General features: G+C 71.2%; 9 protein-coding genes. 3 read left to right on the forward strand and 6 right to left on the reverse strand.

Features of this window, described 5'->3' with window-relative positions; genetic code table 11:
* Positions 1 to 655: 655 nt before the first annotated feature.
* Positions 656 to 820 carry a hypothetical protein gene (locus tag ACH4U8_RS10265; protein WP_395776753.1) on the reverse strand — a complete coding sequence of 55 codons (165 nt, stop codon included), beginning with the start codon at positions 818 to 820 and terminating at the stop codon, positions 656 to 658.
* A gap of 651 nt (positions 821 to 1,471) precedes the next feature.
* Between ACH4U8_RS10265 and ACH4U8_RS10270 the strand changes: the two genes are divergently transcribed.
* The 3 genes from ACH4U8_RS10270 to ACH4U8_RS10280 all read left to right on the forward strand — a co-directional run bounded on the left by ACH4U8_RS10270 (position 1,472) and on the right by ACH4U8_RS10280 (position 5,137).
* The gene (locus tag ACH4U8_RS10270; protein ID WP_395776755.1) at positions 1,472 to 1,960 is read left to right on the forward strand and encodes an SHOCT domain-containing protein; all 489 of its coding nucleotides are present in this window, start codon (positions 1,472 to 1,474) and stop codon (positions 1,958 to 1,960) included.
* Between the two features lie 461 nt (positions 1,961 to 2,421).
* The gene (locus tag ACH4U8_RS10275; protein WP_395776757.1) at positions 2,422 to 4,314 is read left to right on the forward strand and encodes a serine/threonine-protein kinase; all 1,893 of its coding nucleotides are present in this window, start codon (positions 2,422 to 2,424) and stop codon (positions 4,312 to 4,314) included.
* Between the two features lie 40 nt (positions 4,315 to 4,354).
* The gene (locus ACH4U8_RS10280) at positions 4,355 to 5,137 is read left to right on the forward strand and encodes a hypothetical protein (protein WP_395776759.1); all 783 of its coding nucleotides are present in this window, start codon (positions 4,355 to 4,357) and stop codon (positions 5,135 to 5,137) included.
* On the opposite strand, the gene ACH4U8_RS10285 is transcribed toward ACH4U8_RS10280, so the two are convergent.
* The 5 genes from ACH4U8_RS10285 to ACH4U8_RS10305 form a co-directional block, all read right to left on the reverse strand.
* Complete coding sequence (locus ACH4U8_RS10285; RefSeq protein ID WP_395776761.1) at positions 5,118 to 8,531, reverse strand: BTAD domain-containing putative transcriptional regulator; 3,414 nt, start codon at positions 8,529 to 8,531, stop codon at positions 5,118 to 5,120. The two genes, ACH4U8_RS10280 and ACH4U8_RS10285, sit on opposite strands and share 20 nt — an antisense overlap.
* A gap of 361 nt (positions 8,532 to 8,892) precedes the next feature.
* On the reverse strand, positions 8,893 to 9,672 hold the full coding sequence (locus ACH4U8_RS10290; protein WP_395776763.1) for a calcium-binding protein: 780 nt from the start codon (positions 9,670 to 9,672) through the stop codon (positions 8,893 to 8,895).
* Between the two features lie 659 nt (positions 9,673 to 10,331).
* Positions 10,332 to 11,144 carry a hypothetical protein gene (locus tag ACH4U8_RS10295; RefSeq protein ID WP_360315344.1) on the reverse strand — a complete coding sequence of 271 codons (813 nt, stop codon included), beginning with the start codon at positions 11,142 to 11,144 and terminating at the stop codon, positions 10,332 to 10,334.
* 388 nt (positions 11,145 to 11,532) lie between these two features.
* Positions 11,533 to 15,456, reverse strand: a complete 3,924-nt coding sequence (locus ACH4U8_RS10300; RefSeq protein ID WP_395776765.1) for a hypothetical protein — start codon at positions 15,454 to 15,456, stop codon at positions 11,533 to 11,535.
* Between the two features lie 83 nt (positions 15,457 to 15,539).
* Positions 15,540 to 18,359, reverse strand: coding sequence for a hypothetical protein (locus ACH4U8_RS10305; protein WP_395776767.1), 2,820 nt, complete (start codon positions 18,357 to 18,359; stop codon positions 15,540 to 15,542).
* Positions 18,360 to 18,458 lie beyond the last annotated feature (99 nt).

Here is an 18,458-nt window from a genome sequence, read left to right on the forward strand (position 1 = left end):
CCGGGACGTTGTGCCGCCGACCATTCGAACAGGCGATTCGCCCCATGGTGCGCAACCCCGCCGCACGCTGCTCCGAACGGACCACAGCGTCGACACGCGCGGGAGACGCGCCCCATGCGGCCTGCCGCCAGTGGTGCTTTGTCGGGTGGCGGTGGTTGGTCTTCGTGGTCGTTGGTGTCGGGACAGTGCTCGGCGGCGGGTGGGGCGGGGCCGGTCCGACAGCGAGGGCAGGTTCGTCAACCAGTGGCCGGTCGGCGCCTCGGCGTCGGTCGACCACTCGGTAAGCAGAGTGAACCGCCGAGCGCCCGCTACCGCAATGCGCAACGCCCCCCGTCGCCCACACCCGCGCCGCCGTCGTTGCGCTCCCGCGCCGACGAACACGCCTTCAGGACGTCGAGGCCCACAAGCCGGGCAGCACTTCGCCCCGCCGGGTGACACCCGGCAGGGCGAAGTAAAGAACCCGCGTTCGCCAACTTCATTCCGTATGCGGGGCCGAGCCTCCGGCGGAGGAGGACAACGAGCCTCCTCCGAAAGCCGCCTCCCGCGAGTGCGGGTGCGGTCCGGGGCCGGCTCTACCCAAACCGTGACCACCCACGTACGAGTACCGACATCACCACGTTCAACTCGTCGTGGGTGCGGTTCGCCGTGCGGTCTCCTACACGACATACGGGTCCGGCGGCACGGCGAACATCGGCGGGTTGTGCGTCGTCGTGCGGGCCGTCGAGTTGTTGTTGCTTCCGGCCGCGTGTGCTGCCGGGACTCCGAGCACGGTGAGGGCCAGGACGCCTGACAGGGCGGCGGTGATCGCGCGTATTCGCATGACTCTCCCAGAGATAGGTCCGCGAGCGTCCAGACTTGCCGGGTCGCTCGGGGCGCGGTTGCGTGAGGGGCAGGCGAAATGCTCTCCGGCGCTGGTGCACACGGTCCCTCGCCGCTCGTCACCAAAGTTCCGGCACACGCCTTGCATCGTTCTTGCGTGGCCTGTGCGTTGCGCGCCCCCCCGCCCCGCGCAGCCTCGGGCGGACCCGGCGGTGCGAAGTGGTTGCGGATTCCGCCGGGCGCCCATTCGTCGGTGACGGCGGAAGTCCGGGCCGGCGGGAGGTTCCCGGCCTCCGGCGGGCCGGCCGAGGTGCTAGTCGGTCGCAAGTCCACCGCAAGGGGGCGGAGGAGAGTTGGCGTCGGGGGTTCGTCCACCGGAACGGGCCCGGCCGAAGCCCGGAACGACGCAGACCTGCGCTACCTCAAGGGGGAGGGACCGCGCAGCGCGAGGGTCCGTCTCGTGAACGGCGTGGCCAGGGTCCATCACGCCGCGGAGAGGTACGCGAAGCCGGCGTACGCATTCCCGGCGTCGCCAATTCGATGGCGCCGTCGAAGAATCTCTTCTCTCCAGGTGTCGTCCCCGTGTTCTGTGGACGGGACGCCGGCGTCCTTCGCCGGCTCGCAAGTTACGCTTTCAAGGGGGTCCGGGATCATGAAATCCTTTCTACGCGCCGGTATCGGTGGCCTTTTGCTCCTCATCTCGTTGGCAGTCGCCGGGTACAGTTTGTATCAACTGGCACGCACCGGTAGTTGTTCGTCGGGTGGTGGGGTTTACGTGTCGAAGCGTGAATGCCCTGCGGAAACCACTCGATGGGCGTTCGCGCTGCCGATATCTTCAATCACGGGAATGCTGAGCGCCTTTCTGCTCGCGTCCGGCCTCCGGGGCGGCGCTTTCGATCCGTTCGCGCCGGACGACGGGATCGCCGGACGTCGCCCCGCCCGCCCCTACACCGTGCCGGCCGGGCGCACTGCGGGCATGTTCCGCCTCCTGCGGCCCCACCGGGCCTCTGCGGGCGAGCCTCCGGCACCGACCGGCGATCCACTCGTGCGACTCGAACGGCTGCAGGCGCTGCTGATCTCGGGTGCCCTGACGCCTGCGGAATTCGAGCGGGGCAAGGCAAGGATCCTGGGCAGGCGTTGACGGGCTCCGCCTCCCACGGCGGACCGTGGCGCCGGCACCGGCCATCGCCGGTTCGGCCCTGTCACCGTACGCCGAAAGACGGACGTCGCAATGTTGACTGCGCCCGGAATATGCCCTGCACGATCATTTCCGGATCGTGACCGGAACGCAGCAATGAGTGCCAGGGCAGGAATGCAACCACAAGCGCCGATCAGGGCATGCCCACCGAGCCGAACCGTCCGGAATTCCGGACGTTCCGGAGCGGATGCAAGTGAGCCGCAAGACCGAGAGCGAAGCATGTGCACGGAGAGCAGCTCACGTACATCCGACAGAAGGAGGACGAAGGAAATGCTGAATCCGGCGGTCGTCGGTGCCCACCGTGGCGGCGTGCTTCAGGGGGCGCCCGTTCACGGCCCGCGCGTGTGCGGCTCCCACGTGTCCGAGGGGCTCCTTGGCGGCCTCGCCGCGGCCGGACGTGTCGCATGAGCGGGCCGCAGGTCTTCCCCGCGGCCGACGGACCCGGCGCGGACCCGTGGATGGTTCCCGGGTACACGCCGTCGAGGGAGCTGGGTTCGGGCGCGAGTGGCCGGGTGATGCTCGCCCGACATGACGGGACCGGGTCGCCGGTTGCGATCAAGTTCCTCTCGGAACGGCTGCGTGGCGACGGCACGTTCCTCGCCGGGTTCCGCGCCGAGGCCAAGCTGCTGGGCACCCTTCGGTCCCCCCATGTGGTCGAGTTCTACGAGTACGTGGAGACGTCCTTCGGTGCGGCGATCGTCATGGAACTGGTGGACGGTATTCCGCTCCGCGCACTGCTCAAGCAGGAGGGCGCCACCGAGCCCGAGGCGGCACTCGCCGTGCTCAAGGGATCGCTGCTCGGCCTTGCCGCCGCCCATGCGGTGGGGGTGGTGCACCGCGACTACAAGCCCGACAACGTCCTGATCGCCGCCGACGGGACGTCCAAGCTGGTCGACTTCGGCATCGCGGTGCCCAGTGGGGAAGCCGGGGAATCGGCCGGTACCCCCATGTACATGGCGCCCGAGCAGTGGACCGGCCGGCCGGCGAGTCCCGCGACGGATGTGTACGCGGCGACCGCCACGTTCTTCGAGTGCCTCACCGGCGCCAAGCCGTACGCCGGCGACACCGTCAAGGAACTGGCGATGCAGCACATGGGGGCGCCCGTCCCGGACGCACTCGCCCCCGAGCGGGTGCGCCCGTTGATCCGCAGCGGTCTCGCCAAGACGCCCGGGAAACGTCCGGCAACCGCTGCGGACTTCGTAGCCGAACTCGAAGCCGTGGCGACAGCCGCCTACGGCGAGGACTGGGAGGAACGGGGGCAGCGCAAACTCGCCGCACTGGCGGCCCTGCTACCCCTGCTGTTCCCCTGGGCGAACCCCGGCGGCGCCTCGGGCATCACCGCGCTGGCCACCACCGACCTCGGCCCCGGCTCAAGCGTCACCCCCAGCCCCGGGCGCGGCCTGGAACGGGGCAAACGCAGTCGTCCGCCGCTGAGCCGCAAAGGAAAGGCCCTGGCCGGGGCGGCCGCCGGCACGCTGCTGCTCGGTGGGTTCGCAATGACCGCGGTGGCCGTGGGCAGCGATCACCCGGTGAACCAACCGGTGGCGATGTCCGGCCCCTCGACGTCCGGTTCCCCGTCCGGTTCCCCATCCGGCAGTGCTTCCGCGAGCACAGCCGTGAGCGACGAGCCGTCGGCGACCGGAGCACCCGGTGTGTCCGCTTCGGCTCAGGAGGCGACTGACGAGCCGTCAGCCCAGGGCGAGGCGCCGCCGGGCACGGACGGCCCCGCGGGCCCGAACGACCTCCCCGGTGGTTCGTCGAGTGGCGGGGGAGGCGGCGACTCGTCCGGTTCCGGCTCCACCGGGGGAGGCACCTCGGGCGGGCCGTCGGGCGGATCGGGCGGGCCGTCGGGCGGATCGTCCGGCGGGGGCACCAGCACCTCGGGGGGAACGAGCGGCGGCAGTACCTCGGGCGGGGGCACCACCGTGCCGCCCACCACCCCGGCGCCGGGACTCCATGTCGTCTCCGTGAAGATCGACGCGAGCGGTCCGCTGGGCTCCGGGTGCGTCCTGGTGGCTTCCGTGACCGTACTGACCGACGGGGCCGCCGACGGAACGCTCAACCTGACCTGGTTCACCGGTTCCTCCGCCAGGGCGGTCGGCACGGTGGTCGCCACCGACGCGGTCGCCCTTCCCAAGGGGCGCACACAGGTCCCCGGCAGGTACACCCACAGGTTCATCACCCCGGAACGCTCGCCCTACCTCGGTGTCAAGGTCTCGACCGGCCCCGCCGCCGATTCCGGCAACGGTGCCTTCGTGACCGTCTCGGCGCCCTCCGGCTGCAACCCGCCCCGCTGAGAGTCCGGGGATCCACGCCGTACGAAGGAGAGGGTGCCGGATGACGACACCTCAGGAAACGCCTCAGGACAGCCCCGAGGAAAGCACCGTGCGCCTTCCCCACGCGGACGAGGTCGGCACCGTACGACTGACGCCCGCTGCCCTGGCCGCCACGCCCCACGCTCCGGTACCCGTCTCACCTGGGGCAACGGTGCGCCTTCCGCACACGAACGAGGTCGGCACCGTGCGACTGACGCCCGCTGTCCTGGCCGCCACGCCCCACGCTCCGGAACCCGTCGTACCTGGGTCGGAGGAGGCGCCCCGCTTCGGCCCCGGAGTGCCCACCCTGACGGACACCGCCGACGGCCGGATGGCGAGCGTCTGGCACGGCACCGCGTCCCGGGCCCCGAGGCCGCAGGACCTCCCACGCCGACGTCGACCGCGCAGGGGCGTCCTCGGCGGCTGGCTGTTGCCGGCGGTCGTACTGATCGCGGTGGTGGCCTACCTCGCCTGGCAGCGGTACGCACCTGCACCCGCGCTCGCCGTGACCGGAGCCACCGTCCACACCGATGCCGCAGGTCCGGCCTGCGACGGCACCGCCGCGGTCGTCGGCACCCTGCACACCAACGGCCGTGAAGGCACGGTGAACTACCGCTGGAAGCGCAGCGACGGCACGGTTTCCGGCATTCTCCGGCAGCGGGTCGCCCAGGACGCGCACCGGACGGACGTCGTCCTGCGCTGGACCTTCGAGGGTCACGGGACCGTGCAGGCGACCGCCACCCTGGAGATCCTGTCGCCCGACCCGACAGACGCGTCGGCCACCTTCACCTACGCCTGCCCATGAGGTCGCCGATCGACCGGAGGAGGCCGGCGGCCTCGCAGCGCTCAGCGATGGGGTACGCCTGGCGCAAGGCGGCCTCGGCCTCCCGGGAGGGGCCGTGAACCGCCAGGGAGTACAGGGCGCGGGCATGTTCGAGACGGGCGGGTCCGGGCGCGAGCAGCGTCACCGCCTCCCGGAGTTCGGGCACCCCGTGGGCACCGCGCAGCTCGCCCAGCATCCGCAAGGACCGACCCACCATGCTCGGCGCGCCCCAGCGGCGGGCCAGCGCGAGTTGCTCCCCGGCAAGGGTCTCCGCCTCGGCCCGTTCGCCGACACCCGCCAGCGCCTGGACGCGCAGCGGCGCCCACGGCCGCCAGGCGTGGTTGACCACGGACGGCCGCAGCTGCCGGACGGCGTCCAAGCCGGCGAGCGCTTCGTCATGACGCCCTTCCGCGATGAGCACCCTGGCCTGCGTCTCCCTGGTGAGGAGGTCGCCCTCGGTATCCCCGGCCAAGGCGCGCATGCGATCCACGCACGCGCGGGCACCTGCGGTGTCGCCCAGATCCAGCAGAACTCCCGTCAGGATGTCCCAGCCTCGCGAGGCACCGGGTGCGAGGCCCCAGGTCTGGTGCTGCTCCACGGAGATCGTGAGGGACTTCAGCGCCCCTCGGAGATCTCCCTGGTCCCACTGTGTGAAACCCCGCCACATGTGGGTCGAGAGGACGGAGAACAGCGAGCCGCGCTCGTCGGCGCGGGCCAGTGCCGCGCCCCACAGCTCTCCGACCTCCTCGTCCGCCAGGTGCAGGACGATGGCGGCGGCGTACCAGAGCAGCTCTTCCCCGGCATCCAGCAGTACCCGGTCGGCGACGGCGGAGCGGGCGAGCGCCACGGCCCCGCTGCGTTCACTCCCGTCCTGGGCCGCTTCCCAGGACAGGTAGGCGGCGAGCATCCGGGCGCCGGACCCGCCGCCGTCGACGACGCGGTCCTGCGGGCTGCGCCACGGCTGCCGGTCCAGGCCGTGCATGTAGGCGCTCATCCGCTCCAGTGCCAGCAGGCCCTGCCGTTCGTCCTTCAGTTCGGCGGGCAGCCGGGCCGCGGCACGCTGGGCGAACTCGGTCGCCTGACCCTGCCTGCCGGCGAAGACCAGGATCCGGGAGAGGAGCAGCGCCGCAGCGGCCCGGCGCGGCGGGTCGGTCAGCGTCTCGTAGGCCTGACGCAGGTGTTCCACGGCGGCGGGGCCGTTGCCGAGGGTCTCGGCGCGGCCGAGTTCGAGGAGTACCTCGGGCTGTCGGGCGGGACTGGGCGGCTCCCGCAGAGCGCGGGTGAGGTAGGTGGCGGCGGCGTCGGCGGCACCGCGGCCCGCGGCTTCCCGGGCGGCTGTGCACAGCACGTCGACGACCCAGGGGTCGCCGCGGTGCGGGGTGAGCAGCAGGTGGGCCGCCGTCTGCTCGGGGGGTGAGGCTGCGGCGTGCAGGATGCGGGCGGCCCGCTCGTGCCGCAGTTGTCTTTCGCCGGGCGGCAGGTCCCGGTAGACGGCGTCTCCCACGAGGGGGTGAACGAAGCCGAACGGGTAGTGGTCGCGGATGATTTCGGCGCGGACCAAGGGCGCGATGGCGTCCGCCGCCTCGTTCTCGGACACGTCCATGACGGCGGCGACGTCGGGCAGTGTCGCGCCGTCGCCGAGGACGGCGACCGTCTGGGCCGCGGCCGTCGCGTCGGCGGGCAGTCGGGCGAGGCGGCTGAGGACGAGCTGGGAGACGGCCCTGGACCCTACGGAGATGACGGTGCCGGCCTCGGCGGCCTCGGGCCGGATGCCGCGTGACTGGAGCGCCCGTACCAACTGGCGCAGGAGCAGGGGGTTGCCGGACGTGGCCCGATGGCAGGCGTCGGCGAACGTCGCGTCGGGAGGCTCGCCCAGCGCGTCGCGGACCACATCGGCGACGCCCGCCGGCGTGAGCGGAGTGGGATGGATCCGCAGGGCGGCGGCGTTGTCGGCGAGTTCGGCCAACAGCTCCCCGTCATGGTGCGGTTCGCCGGTACGCAGGGTGACGGCGATGAGGATGGGGAGTCCTTCGAGGCGGCCCGCGAGATGGGCCAGAAAGCGGAGCGAGCCGGTGTCGCACCACTGCAGGTCGTCGATGGCCAGGAGGAGGGGGCGTTCGGCGGCGAGCCTGAGGGTCAGCTGGTGGAGGCCGTTCAGGACCGCGTAGCTGTCGGGATGGTGGCCGTGGTCGGCTGCGTCGGGGTCGAAGACCGCGGTGGACGCGGCGGCGGCTCCGGTCATCAGTTCGCCGCCGCGTCTGACGACCAGGCGTTCGAGGAGTTGGCGCACGGCACCGTAGCCGTAGTCCTTCTCCCGCTGGCTGCCGCGTGCGGTCAGCGTCAGCACCTCGTGTTCGGCGGCCAGCCGGCGAACCTCGGCGAGCAGGCGGCTCTTGCCGATACCGGCCGGGCCTTCCACGAGGACCAGACCGGCCCTGCCCTTCAGCGCACCGGCCAGGCAGTCGCCCAGTTCGGTCAACTGCCGGTCCCGGTCCACCAGGACATCCGCGCCCTGGGAAGCCGATCGGGCTGCGGCCGGCCGTATTCGCGTCCCCACCGGGGCCGCAGCCGGTGCCTCTCGGTGTGCGAATCCGGGAGCCGCAGGCCGGTCGAGCGCGGGCGACTGGGCGAGAACGTCCGCTTCGAGGGTGCGCAGCGCGAGGCCGGGATCGGTCCCGAGTTCCTCGGCAAGGACCTGTCTGGCGCGCCGCAACGCGCTGAGCGCGTCGCCCTGCCGGTGCGAGCGATAGAGGGCGAGGGCGAGCAGACGCCAGCGTTCCTCGCGCAGGTGGTCCTGTGCGATCAGCGCCTCGATCTCCGGCACGAGGACCGCGTCCTCACCACGTTCGAGACGTGCGGCGAGCAGCCGCTCACGAGCCACCTCACGCAACTCCGCCAGCCGTGCCGTTTCCCCCCGGGCCCACAGCTCCGCCGAGTACTCGGCGAACGCCGGTCCTCGCCACAGCGCCAGTCCGCCCTCGAGAACCGCCACCGCCTCGGCCGGGTCGGTGATCGTGGCGGCATGCCGCAGTGACTGTTCGAAGCGCCACGCGTCGACTGCTTCGTCCGGTATCCGCAAGACGTAGCCGGAGCCCTCGCTGACGATGAAGCCGCTGCGGGACCTGGCCTCCCGTCCGGGTTCGAGCCGGCGTCGCAGATGCGAGACGTACGCGTGCAGCGCGCCTTGCGCCCTCGGTGGCGGCGACCCGCCCCACACCCCGTCGACCAGCCGGTCACTGGTGATGATCCCGCCCCGGGCCACCAGCAGGAGGGCCAGCACCGCGCGCTGCCGAAGCCCTCCCAGATCCACGACCTGGTCCTGGAACGTGGCTCTCACCTCGCCCAACACGCTGATCTGCAGCCCGTCTCGCATCATCGCCCCCTGTCGTGATCCACACATGGTGACACGCCACAGGAGCCAACGGCTGCGACCGTTTCGAGCACGGGGCAGCGAGCTGCCGGAGGTCGTTCCCTCCCGGTGTCCACCGCCGAAACGCGCTGTTCGGCAGGAGGTGTCGGATCGCGCCGGAATGCGGTGTTCTCGCCGGTGCGGCGGCGGACCGTGGGGCTCGGGGTCAGGGCGATACGGATGACGGCTTCGGAGCGGCCGGGCAGACCCTCGGCGTCACGGGCGGAGACATTCGATGATGCGCGGTGTCGGCAACTGCGGCGGGGCGGCCGCCCCGCCGACGGCGCCCTGCGTCGGTGGATGGCAAGACGGCCGTTGCGGCCGGCTGCTAATCGAGGTTGACGACGTCTTCGACCGACTGAACCGCGGAGGTGGTGGCGTCGCCGGCGAACGCGAACCGGTAGGAGCCGTTGGCGGACACCTCGACCGTGGTGTTGAGGACGCCCCCCGAACCGGTCATCACCGTCTTGAGAGTGACGAAGCCGGTGCTCCCCGTCTTGTGGAACTGGAGCTTCACAGGCTGGTTTGCATAGCCCGCGTCCGTGCCGGTCTCCCAGTTTGCGCGGGTGAGCCTGCCGGAGACGTTGATCGTCTGGCCCACGTGCGCCGGCTCGGGAGCGGCGTCGGCCGACAGCTTCGCCTGCCTCAGCACCTGGACGGTGGAGTACTGGTACGAGTAGCCCAACTGATGGTTGTTGCCCCACACGAAGGTCGCCACCTTCCACGTTCCGGCGAGGGAGTTGCTGTACAGCGCCTTGTCGGTGCCCGGGGCCGGGGTGATGTCGATCGTCGATGTGCAGTGCCCCAAGGCGCCGGGGGAGAAGCACACGCCCAGGTTCGGATCCGAGAGGGTGGCGTCCCGGTGCGTGTAGTCGGTGGCGCCGTGCCAGAGGGAGACGATCCCGGCGCCGATCCCGGAGTCGTTGGTACCGAGCACGGCGGCGCTGACGGTCTTCGTGGCGGTGCCGACCACGATGGGCTGACCATTGTTGACCGTGACGGCCATGATCGTGGTGGGGCTGAGGGGACCGGCGTGCGCCGGCGCGACGCCGAAGGCGCAAATGGTCAGAGTTCCCGACAGGGCAGCGGTGAAAGCGCGGACGCGCATGATTCTCCAAAGGATGATCGACCCGCTCCGGGTGCCGAGCAGGACCCGGTGGATCTGGGACGGGTGCCGCCGAGGACGGACAACGCCCATCCCCCACCAGCGCGTTCGCAGACGGTGGGGCGCGGTCCTCGGCTCACGCAACAAGCATCCGCTGCCCGTCTTGCGGCTCGATTGCGCCGGCCCGCATGCCGGCGGTCGTGGTCCGGGCGGCTACGTGTCGGATCGCAGGCCGGTCACCGGTCCGAGACGGTCGCCCTGCCGCCGTGGATCCGGAACGCACCGCGGTGCAACGGACGCTTCAAGCCGGTTCAAGCGGCCTGCAAGTTGCCCGGCGCTTTCGGAGGACCGAACGCCGACCCCTCGAACCTGCGGCCGTACCGGGAGGGGGCGGTGGCCGGCGCGATGTCGCAGGTGGCCACGAGCAGGCGCAGGAGGGATGTCACGGCGGACGGTCGAGTGACATGCCCGCGTTCCCCCGAGAACACGAGGTCTGTCCTGTCGGGAGCAGCCCGTCGGCGAACCGGCACGCTGCCGGTGGAACACTCCGCAACCCGTGTGTCGGAGCCGACTTCCCCACCGGCGGGCATGGCACCCACATCGAACCTCGACACCGACGCCGACTGTCGCTCCCCGGCATGTCGTCCGCGTCGGTGCCTTCGTCACGCGTTGGAGTCGGTGACGAGGTTGCGCAGGGCGGCGGACAGGTCCGCCAAGTCCGTGGCGGAGCCGTCGTCGAACAGGACGGTCGGTTCGGCGGGACGCTCGGTCATCCCGAGGATGGGGTCCGACAGGCCCGTGTCCGCGAACGGCGTGAGTACATCGTCCGCGGTGCCCGTTACACAGCCGATGAGCGCCTGGAGCGGTGCTTCCGGTGAGGCGGGCGGGTCACCCCAGGACGCGGTGAACAGTTGTCGGGCGTCGTCGACGGAGATCCCGTTCCAATCGAACCCGTTCGTGGCGTGCACGGTGGCCCAGATGTTGTTGAGGTCCGACCCGAACCCCGCGAGTGCGTCCTGCGTGGATGCGCACGCGTTCGCATTCCGGCGGACCGCGTCCGCCTGGGTGTCCGCGGCATTCGTGTCCCCCGCGCCGACCGCGCCCTCATGGCGCTCCATCGCCGTGAGCAGCGCCCACAATTGATCCGAGAGAACGAGGACGTGCGCGCCCGCGCGGTGCAGCGACCGCACGGGCTCGTCGGCGGGCAGCGCACTCTCGTCGACTTCCGCCGCACTGATCCATACCTGGTCGAAGTCGTCGCGCGACGGATCGTTGGCCACCGACTGCCGGTAGCTCGCCAGCAGCCGGAACAGCCCGGCGCCCACCGCGAACGCCCCGGCCTGCGGCCCCAGCCCGAGCAGTCCCAGGCCCCCGGCGATGACGGTGCATTCCGCGGACAGATTCTGGTCCACGTTCGCCATGCGGGCGTTGAGGTTCTTGATCCGCTGCTTCTCGTCCACTGATACATCCGGCATCGGCCGTCTCCGTCCAACGGTTTCCACGTGGTGGGTCGGCGTCCGAAAAGGCGGAGCCGCGTAATGCCCGGTTACCGCTGTCGCGTCGACCTAACGTGCCATTCGGATGATGCCGCCGCCGACCGCGGCCCGATCTCGTCATGTGATGCAGCCTGCGGACGCTCACGCCGGTCGACCCGGCCACGGGTCCCACAGATCCCACAGGTCCCATGGATCCCACGGGTCCCATGGGTCCCATGGGTCAGGGAATCCTCCGCGGCACCCGACGATGCAGCCTCAGGCCGGCTGAGGGCCGAGAGCCTCACTCGCGCGAGCGTGCCCCGCAGGCCCGATGCCGCCCCCCGCGCGTGCCGGTGCCCGCGCGAGCGACCGGCCGGTGTGTCGGGCCCTATCCGGATCGCAGCTCCACCGCGTCCGCGTAGACCGGGATTTCCTCGGTGGGGCCGAACTCGTCGAGGGCGAAGTCGGAGCGCATGACGGCCCTTTCGACGACGAGCAGACGCAGAGGCTGGTCCGGGAGCGGGCTGGGGAGGGGGATTTCGGCGGAGTAGGTGGGGGACAGGCTGGTGTCGTCGTCGGCGGAGAGTTCGGTGACGGTCTCGTCGAGGTCGAGCCAACCCAGGACGGGGTCGGGGACGGCGGGGTCGCGCAGTTGGAGGCCGGCGCGCACGGTGGGCGGGCTGTTGTCGTCGTGGTAGGTCGGCCCGGTGAGTTGCACGGTCAGCGGGTCGGTGCCGGTGACGGTGAGGGTGCGCTCGGGCAGCAGCCGCAGGGTGTCGGCGAGGACGATCGGGGACAGTTGGCAACCTTCCAGGGAGCGCTGTTGCAGGCGGGCGAACGCGGGCCGCAGGAAGGGGAGGTAGCCGTCCCCGGTGTCGACGTCGATGTCGCAGAACCAGCGGCCGGACGGTCCGTCGAAGGTGGGCTCGAACCCGGCCGCGGTGACGGTGAATCCGTCGAAGACCTCGGGCAGTGCCACGTCCGAAGTGATTTGTGCGCCGGGGAAGTTGCTCGCGGACGGGAGGAACACCGGTGCGGAGGCGCGGATCGGGTCGCGTCCCATCAGGGTGATGAACGGGTGTGCCTGGGGCGGCTGTTCGTCCCCTTCCACGCCCAACACCACGGCGAGCAGCTCGCCGTCCCCCGACGAGTACCAGGGCCGCGACAGATAGACCCGAAAGCCGCCGCCGCGGCGCCGTCTGACCAGGCCGTCCGGCAGGCTTCCGGAGGTCTCGAACCCGAGGGTGAGGAAGGTGCCCGACACGTGCGGCGCCGCGGGTTTGGCGCTGCTGCGCACGGTGTGCGTGACGGGATCGCCGTGCACGCTCAGCAGTTCCCGGTCGGTGTCCTGGGCGAACTCCGGCGGGAAACAGTCGCCGAACCGGGAGGTCGCCACGGGGGTGAAGGTCACCTCGCGGTGCTTGGTGTCGCCGAACTCGCACTTGGCCGGCACCGGTGTCGCCGCCGGCTGGTCCGGCGGCACCGAGAAGGCGAGCTCCTCGGCCACCGCGGTGTCGAACGTCAGGGTGTCACCGTCGAGGGTGCTCGGTGAGTTCTCGGTCGCGACCGGGTCGAGCGGGACGGCGGCGGCGAGCGGCAGCCGGAAGACCGGGGCGGTGACGTCGAGGACGCTCGGGCCCGGCATGGTGAGGTCGTCCACGTTCTCGCTCCACGAAGCGATCATGTCGATGCGTTCGGTACTCGCCGCGCTCAGCTCCAGCGAGCCGACCAGCTGTTCGCCGGTCGCCCCGAGCGGTCGGTCGGACTCGTCGAGCAGCGTCAACACCGGTGCGGTCAGGGGACGTTGCACGGCGTGTACCAGCGTCACCTCGTGCCACGGGGTCAACATCCAGTGCCGGTTGGCCCGGGCGGCGACCATCACGCTCTCGAATCGATCGGGCTCCAGCGCGTCCCGGCACCACTTGAGCATGCCCATCGTCTTCTCGTTGACCTTGACCCGCGAGCACACCCGCACGGTGGCCACCGTCGCCTTCGGCAGGAGCACGGTCAGCACCCGGGTCGACGGGTCGAAGACGGGTGCCCCGCTGCCCTCCCGGATGCACAGGCGCAACGATTGCGGGGCATGCCAGGCCGCTCCGTTCCAGGGCACCTCGAACGCCTGACGCTCCGGCATGCCCGGGAGCTCGTGGAAGACCACACCATCGGCGAGCGGGTCGGGCAGATACGGCAGTTCGACCGTCTCGCCCGTGCACAACACGTAGTGGCCCGATGCCCCGTCCGGGGTCGCCGACGGATAGGTCACGGACGCCATGCCGGGCAGTGAGGCGTCGTCGAGCGAGCCGCTCTCCCGCGACGCGATCCGGTACAGCCGCCGGCGGGCGTCGGCGTCGCCCGCGCCGATCGCCTCGTCGAGCCTGCCGTGCCGCTCGACGCATTCCAGCGACGCCTTGGGCGCGACCACGTGCCGCTCGTCGACCTCGTGATACGGCTCATGGGTCCCGCCGGAGACCAACGGCGAGGCGTTGAACGTCTCGGCGTACTGCGCCGGGGAAAGATCGGCGGTACTGCGAATCACCAGGCGGTGTGCCGAGGTTCCCTCGGTGAACGCGACACGCGGCAACAGCAGCGGCGCGGGGACCGCCTCGAACCTGCGGAAGACCGGTCCGCCCGAGGCGGGCAGCACCAGGACGTCCTGATCGAGGAGTCCGTCGGCCTCCTCCAGGGTCGGCCCGTTGCCCGCCAAGTCCACGGTGCGCACCCGGATCCGGTAGGAGTTCCCGAACCTCAGGCGCGGCAGCGAGCCCGGCCGTACCCGGCTCTCGATCTCCAACGGCAGTGTCGTGGCCGCCGCGTTGGGGACGCGCTCGGGGCCGTCCCCGTTCGCCACGGCCTTGCCCGGGTGCGCTGCGGACAACGCCCACCCGTCCCAGGTGATCATGTGTTCGTGCACGTGTACGCGCGGCCCGGCGCCCGGCGCGGCGGTGGGCGTGGCCAGGCTGAGCTGGAAGAATCCTTCGTCGGACGCGGTGTCCAGGTGGTCGCCGGGGCTGCCCGCCCGATCGTAGGTGACTTCGCGCTCGTGCAGCGAGAACCACTGCTGCCGACGCTCGTCGAAGACGTCCAGGCGGTGTCCGCGCACGAGGTCCTCGGCGGTGAGCACCACCGTGGCGTCCCCGGCGAGCGTGTCCTGCCGCTCGGCGGCCCGCTGGAAGGTGTCGTGCACGTGCCGGGTGCGGTCGTCGAGCACGAGTGTGAGCCCCTTGGTGCGTACCGTCGGCGGCGCGGCCTCGGCCTCATCGTCCGTGCCGGTCGCCACGGCGGCGGCCAGCAACTTGAGGGTGACGCCGTCGATGTCGGCCTGCTCGATGGCGTACTGGTCCTCCGGCAGGGCCAGGAGTCCGCGCGCCGGCGGCCCGAACGCGTCGGCGCCCTCCGCGGCGGCGCAGAATCCCTGGCCCGGGGCCAGGGCGTAGCGCGTCGCGGCGGCGTGATCGTGCGACGCGTCCGGCCCGAGCAGCGGTTCCCAGCCGGGTACGAGGAAGACGGTCAGTTCGCCGCTCGCGGCCGGCAACTGCCCGACCGGCGTGACGAAGTCCAGTACCAGCCCCAGGCGTCGCAGCAGCGTGGGGTGGTCGCCGAGCGAGGACATCAATTGGTGGAAGTCGACGCGCGGTACCTCCGGTGAGGGCGCGATGTGCGGGCCACCGTCCGCGAGCAGGCCGGGGACCTGCGGCTGCGGTTCGTGGAAGGCGAGGAACGCCTCCCGGGGGCTCAGGTCCGGCCGGACCAGTTCGCCCGGTTGCTCGACGTTCAGCTGGTCGGCGGCGGCGAGTTGCGTGACGATGTTCTCGCGCATGCCCAGCATGGTGCTCGGCATGTCGGCGGCGGCGGCAAACCCGGCCAGGCTGCTCATGTGTCGGCTCGGAGGCATGCTGTCGGGTGACTCGGCCGCGGTGTCCGCGAACGACCGGCGTGTCGTGTCGGCGAGTTCGCGGGCCGGGTAGGTCACCATGGTGTTCTGCCGGTGGTCGTCGAACTCGAACTGCTCCACCGGGGTGTCGGCGGGGAAGAACAGTTGCCACAACGCGGAATCGGGCGGCGGCCCGGTGCGCGTGAGCGGTACGAGCGGAGTCTCGCCGTCGGGGGTGCCGGACGCGTCCGCCAGGGCGAGGGCGAACGTGGCGTCGGTCACCCGCGCCGGCCAGTCCAGGAAGTCCGGGAACGCCGCGAGCGTGCCGGGCCCGTCACTCGCCAGCCGAGGTCCCACGAACACGGACAGGCGGGCCTGCGTGCCGTCGGAGGACAGACCGGCCGGCAGGACGATCCACTGGATGTGCTGGGTGGTCGTCATGGGCCTGCCTTCCTGGCGGGGTCACCCGGGGGTGCGGTTCGGATCGAGTGGGCGCGGCGGATCGGTCCGGCCGCGGCGCGGGTTCACGGGGTCGGGGCGAAGGCCAGGCAGTACTCGTCCCAGTCGTCGGGATCCACGCAGTCCGCGAACGACGGGTCGCCGGCGGATCCGGCGAAGCGGCGCTCCAGCGACAGGCTCACGGATTTGCTGAAGAACGCCACGCGGACGCTCACGGTGACGCTGCCCTGGCCGACCACTTCGCAGATCCCGTTGTTCTTGTGGTAGGCGAGGGCCAGGTAGAACTCGACCGTGACGCTGACGATGCCCAACACGGACAGGTAGCCGCCGCAGCGCAGGTATCCGGTGAGCGCGACCGCGTCGCCGGTCATCTGGAACGCGATCCCCGCCATCAGGTGCACGCCGCCGCTGGCCACGCCGAGGTCGAGCGAGGCGTTGCCGCCGAATTCCAGGGAACCCTCGATCTGTTCGATGCCGCGGGTGCTCACTTCGAGAGCGAAGAAGCCGCCGCCGCCGAACAGCGACACGCTGATGTTGAACGGGTTCTGCCGTTCGCAGACGGCGAACCGGAACCGCGCCGGTCGATCGTCGAAGGGGATGGTCAGGCGCGCGGACAGAGCGACGTTGCTCAGGTTGAACAGGCCCAGGGAGAGCGTCGGCAGGGTCAGCGAGTAGCCGGCGGTGACGCCGGAGGTGGTCACGTCGACGAACGCGCCGGTGCCGAACACGTTCGCGGGCAGCGCCTCGCGGAGCCGGTTGACGAATTCGAGGTCGTTCCTGAACGTGAGCGCGACGCCCGCGGCGGTGACGTCCGGCTTGTTGCCCGGGCGCGCGGTGAACGTCAGGCGTTCGAAGTCGACGCGCACGATGTCGGCGAATTCGAAGGCGAAGCGCCTGAGTTCGCCGCGCACCGCGGACTTGCTCAGGGCGTCCGGCGAGCGCACGGTGGTCGCCTCCAGGACGAGCGCCGCGTCGCCCAGATCCAGCAGCGGCAGGTCGTTCCTCAGCCGGGGTTTCCATACGTACCGTAGTTCGGAGCCGGACCCGTCGGGCAGATTTCCGATCCGCATGAGCGGCACCGGCAGCAGTTCCTGGGAGACACCGTCGAGCCGGCGGCGGATCTCGTCCTCGCCGAGGTCGCGCAACTCCGCGACGGAGGTCGCCGGGACGTCCGCGAGCAGGGCGGCCAGATCGATGGGCCCCAGCAGTTTCGTGCCGCCGAAGATCCGCGTCAACGCGGCGGCGTCGACTCCCACCGCGTCGCCCGCCGCGCCGAGGAACTGTGGTGCGAGTAGCCCCGCGCGGGTGGTGACGGCCTGCACGGCCATGCTGGGTTTGGCCAGACCGCCCGCCTTCTCGGCGGACAGGTTCATCGGCAGCGCGTCGACCAGTTGCAGGAACGCGCCGGTGGGCTGGCCGTCCAGGCCCTGTTCGAGGTAGGCGTCGTGCAGCCGCACGGCGGTTTCGGTGGCCAGACCGGTGAGTTGCTCGACCGCGGGCACCCGCGCCACCGCGTCGACCATGGCGGGCAGCGCCCGGGCCGGGTGCCCGGACGCCGGTGTCAGGGCGAAGCGCGCCGAGGTTACGGGCATGCCGGTGCTGCCGTCGGCGCTCGGGTTCTCGGCCAGGGCGACCGTCTGTCCGCCCAGCCCCAGGTTCGCGCGGTCGGCGGTGGCCGGGTCGTTGTAGACCTGCGCCATCCGGTCGAGGGCATCGACGGAGGCGAACACGAGCGGCATGTCCATGCTCACGTGCCGGTCCTCGGCATCGGTCGCGGTGGCGTGGAACGGGAACGGCACGCCGCCGACGGTCACCCAGAACGCGCCCTCCCCCGGATCGATCGCCGGCGTGACCAGGTCGGTGAGCCGGATCGACCGGAACGGCAGTTGCCGTCCCTCGTGCCGGTCGTAGCCGGCCTCCGCACCGTAGGTGACCTCGGCTTGGTCCACCACGATGTGCGCCTCCTTGCGCAGGTAGGCGACCGAGGTGAGGTCGCCCGGGTCGTCGTAGGACCGCTTGGTGGTCTCCACGAGGGACGCCCGGTGACCGCTGCTGAGGAAGCCCTGGCGCACGGTGTGTACGAACTCGTCGCGTCCGAGCGAGGAGATCTGCTCGTAGCCGGCCAGACTCAGCCCGAGGAACTCCGGCGCCTTGGGCCAGGAGCCGCTGATGTGCACCGTCGCGCCCAGCGGCGTGAGCATGAACGGGTCGGCCAGCAGGGGCCGGCGCAGCGAAGTCCCGTCCACGTCGACGAACGCGTCGAGGCTGGAGCGGACGAGCAACTCGCCGGGCATGAACCGGCCCAGCGGCATTCCGGTGCGCTCGGGGCGTCGGGACGGCGTGGAGAACGCCTTCAGGTGCACCGGCCCGCCGTTGTCGCCGTGCAGTTCGACGTGCCACAGTTCGGCCCGCCCGTCGAGCGCGACCGGTTCGGTCAGTGGCTCCGACCACGCGAACGGCGAACCGTCGTGGTCGTGGCCCAGCAGCACGCGGGTGGGGAACTCGATGGCGGTACGCGGGAGTCCGCCGATCACGGTCGCTTGGTTCGGGTCGTCCAGCGGCTGGTTGGCCGGGGCGATCGACGGGGTCAACCGGTTCCAGTCCAGCAGTGCGTCGATGGTCAGGTCGATGCCGTCCTCCCCGTCCGGGAGCAGGAACACCAACGTGCTCGGTGCCGCCGCGAAGGCGGCCACGGTCTCCGGGAACTGCCCGTTGGACAGCACGCTTTCGTTCACGTGCTGGGAGGGCAGCCGCACCAGCAGCAACGCCGGTGCGTCGGGGTCCTCGCGAACCAGCCGTGCCCCCTCGCGTTCGAGGTTGACCACCTCGACGTCCAGGACGAGCATGTCCTCGATGCGCAGGATGCTGAACGGGTCGGCAGTCATGACTGCCCGCCTTCCGATCGACCGGCCGGGGACGCACCTCGCCGCTCGTCGGCCGCCGCGGCGCGCGTGACCTCTCTCCAGCCTGACAAACCCGCCCCC

The sequence above is a fragment of the Embleya sp. NPDC020886 genome (assembly GCF_044333915.1).
In the GTDB taxonomy this organism is placed as follows: Bacteria; Actinomycetota; Actinomycetes; order Streptomycetales; family Streptomycetaceae; genus Embleya.

Coding starts and splice junctions, on each gene's coding strand:
- ACH4U8_RS10265 (WP_395776753.1), bottom strand. CDS start 820: ATGCGAATACGCGCGATCACCGCCGCCCTGTCAGGCGTCCTGGCCCTC.
- ACH4U8_RS10270 (WP_395776755.1), top strand. CDS start 1,472: ATGAAATCCTTTCTACGCGCCGGTATCGGTGGCCTTTTGCTCCTCATC.
- ACH4U8_RS10275 (WP_395776757.1), top strand. CDS start 2,422: ATGAGCGGGCCGCAGGTCTTCCCCGCGGCCGACGGACCCGGCGCGGAC.
- ACH4U8_RS10280 (WP_395776759.1), top strand. CDS start 4,355: ATGACGACACCTCAGGAAACGCCTCAGGACAGCCCCGAGGAAAGCACC.
- ACH4U8_RS10285 (WP_395776761.1), bottom strand. CDS start 8,531: ATGATGCGAGACGGGCTGCAGATCAGCGTGTTGGGCGAGGTGAGAGCC.
- ACH4U8_RS10290 (WP_395776763.1), bottom strand. CDS start 9,672: ATGCGCGTCCGCGCTTTCACCGCTGCCCTGTCGGGAACTCTGACCATT.
- ACH4U8_RS10295 (WP_360315344.1), bottom strand. CDS start 11,144: ATGCCGGATGTATCAGTGGACGAGAAGCAGCGGATCAAGAACCTCAAC.
- ACH4U8_RS10300 (WP_395776765.1), bottom strand. CDS start 15,456: ATGACGACCACCCAGCACATCCAGTGGATCGTCCTGCCGGCCGGTCTG.
- ACH4U8_RS10305 (WP_395776767.1), bottom strand. CDS start 18,359: ATGACTGCCGACCCGTTCAGCATCCTGCGCATCGAGGACATGCTCGTC.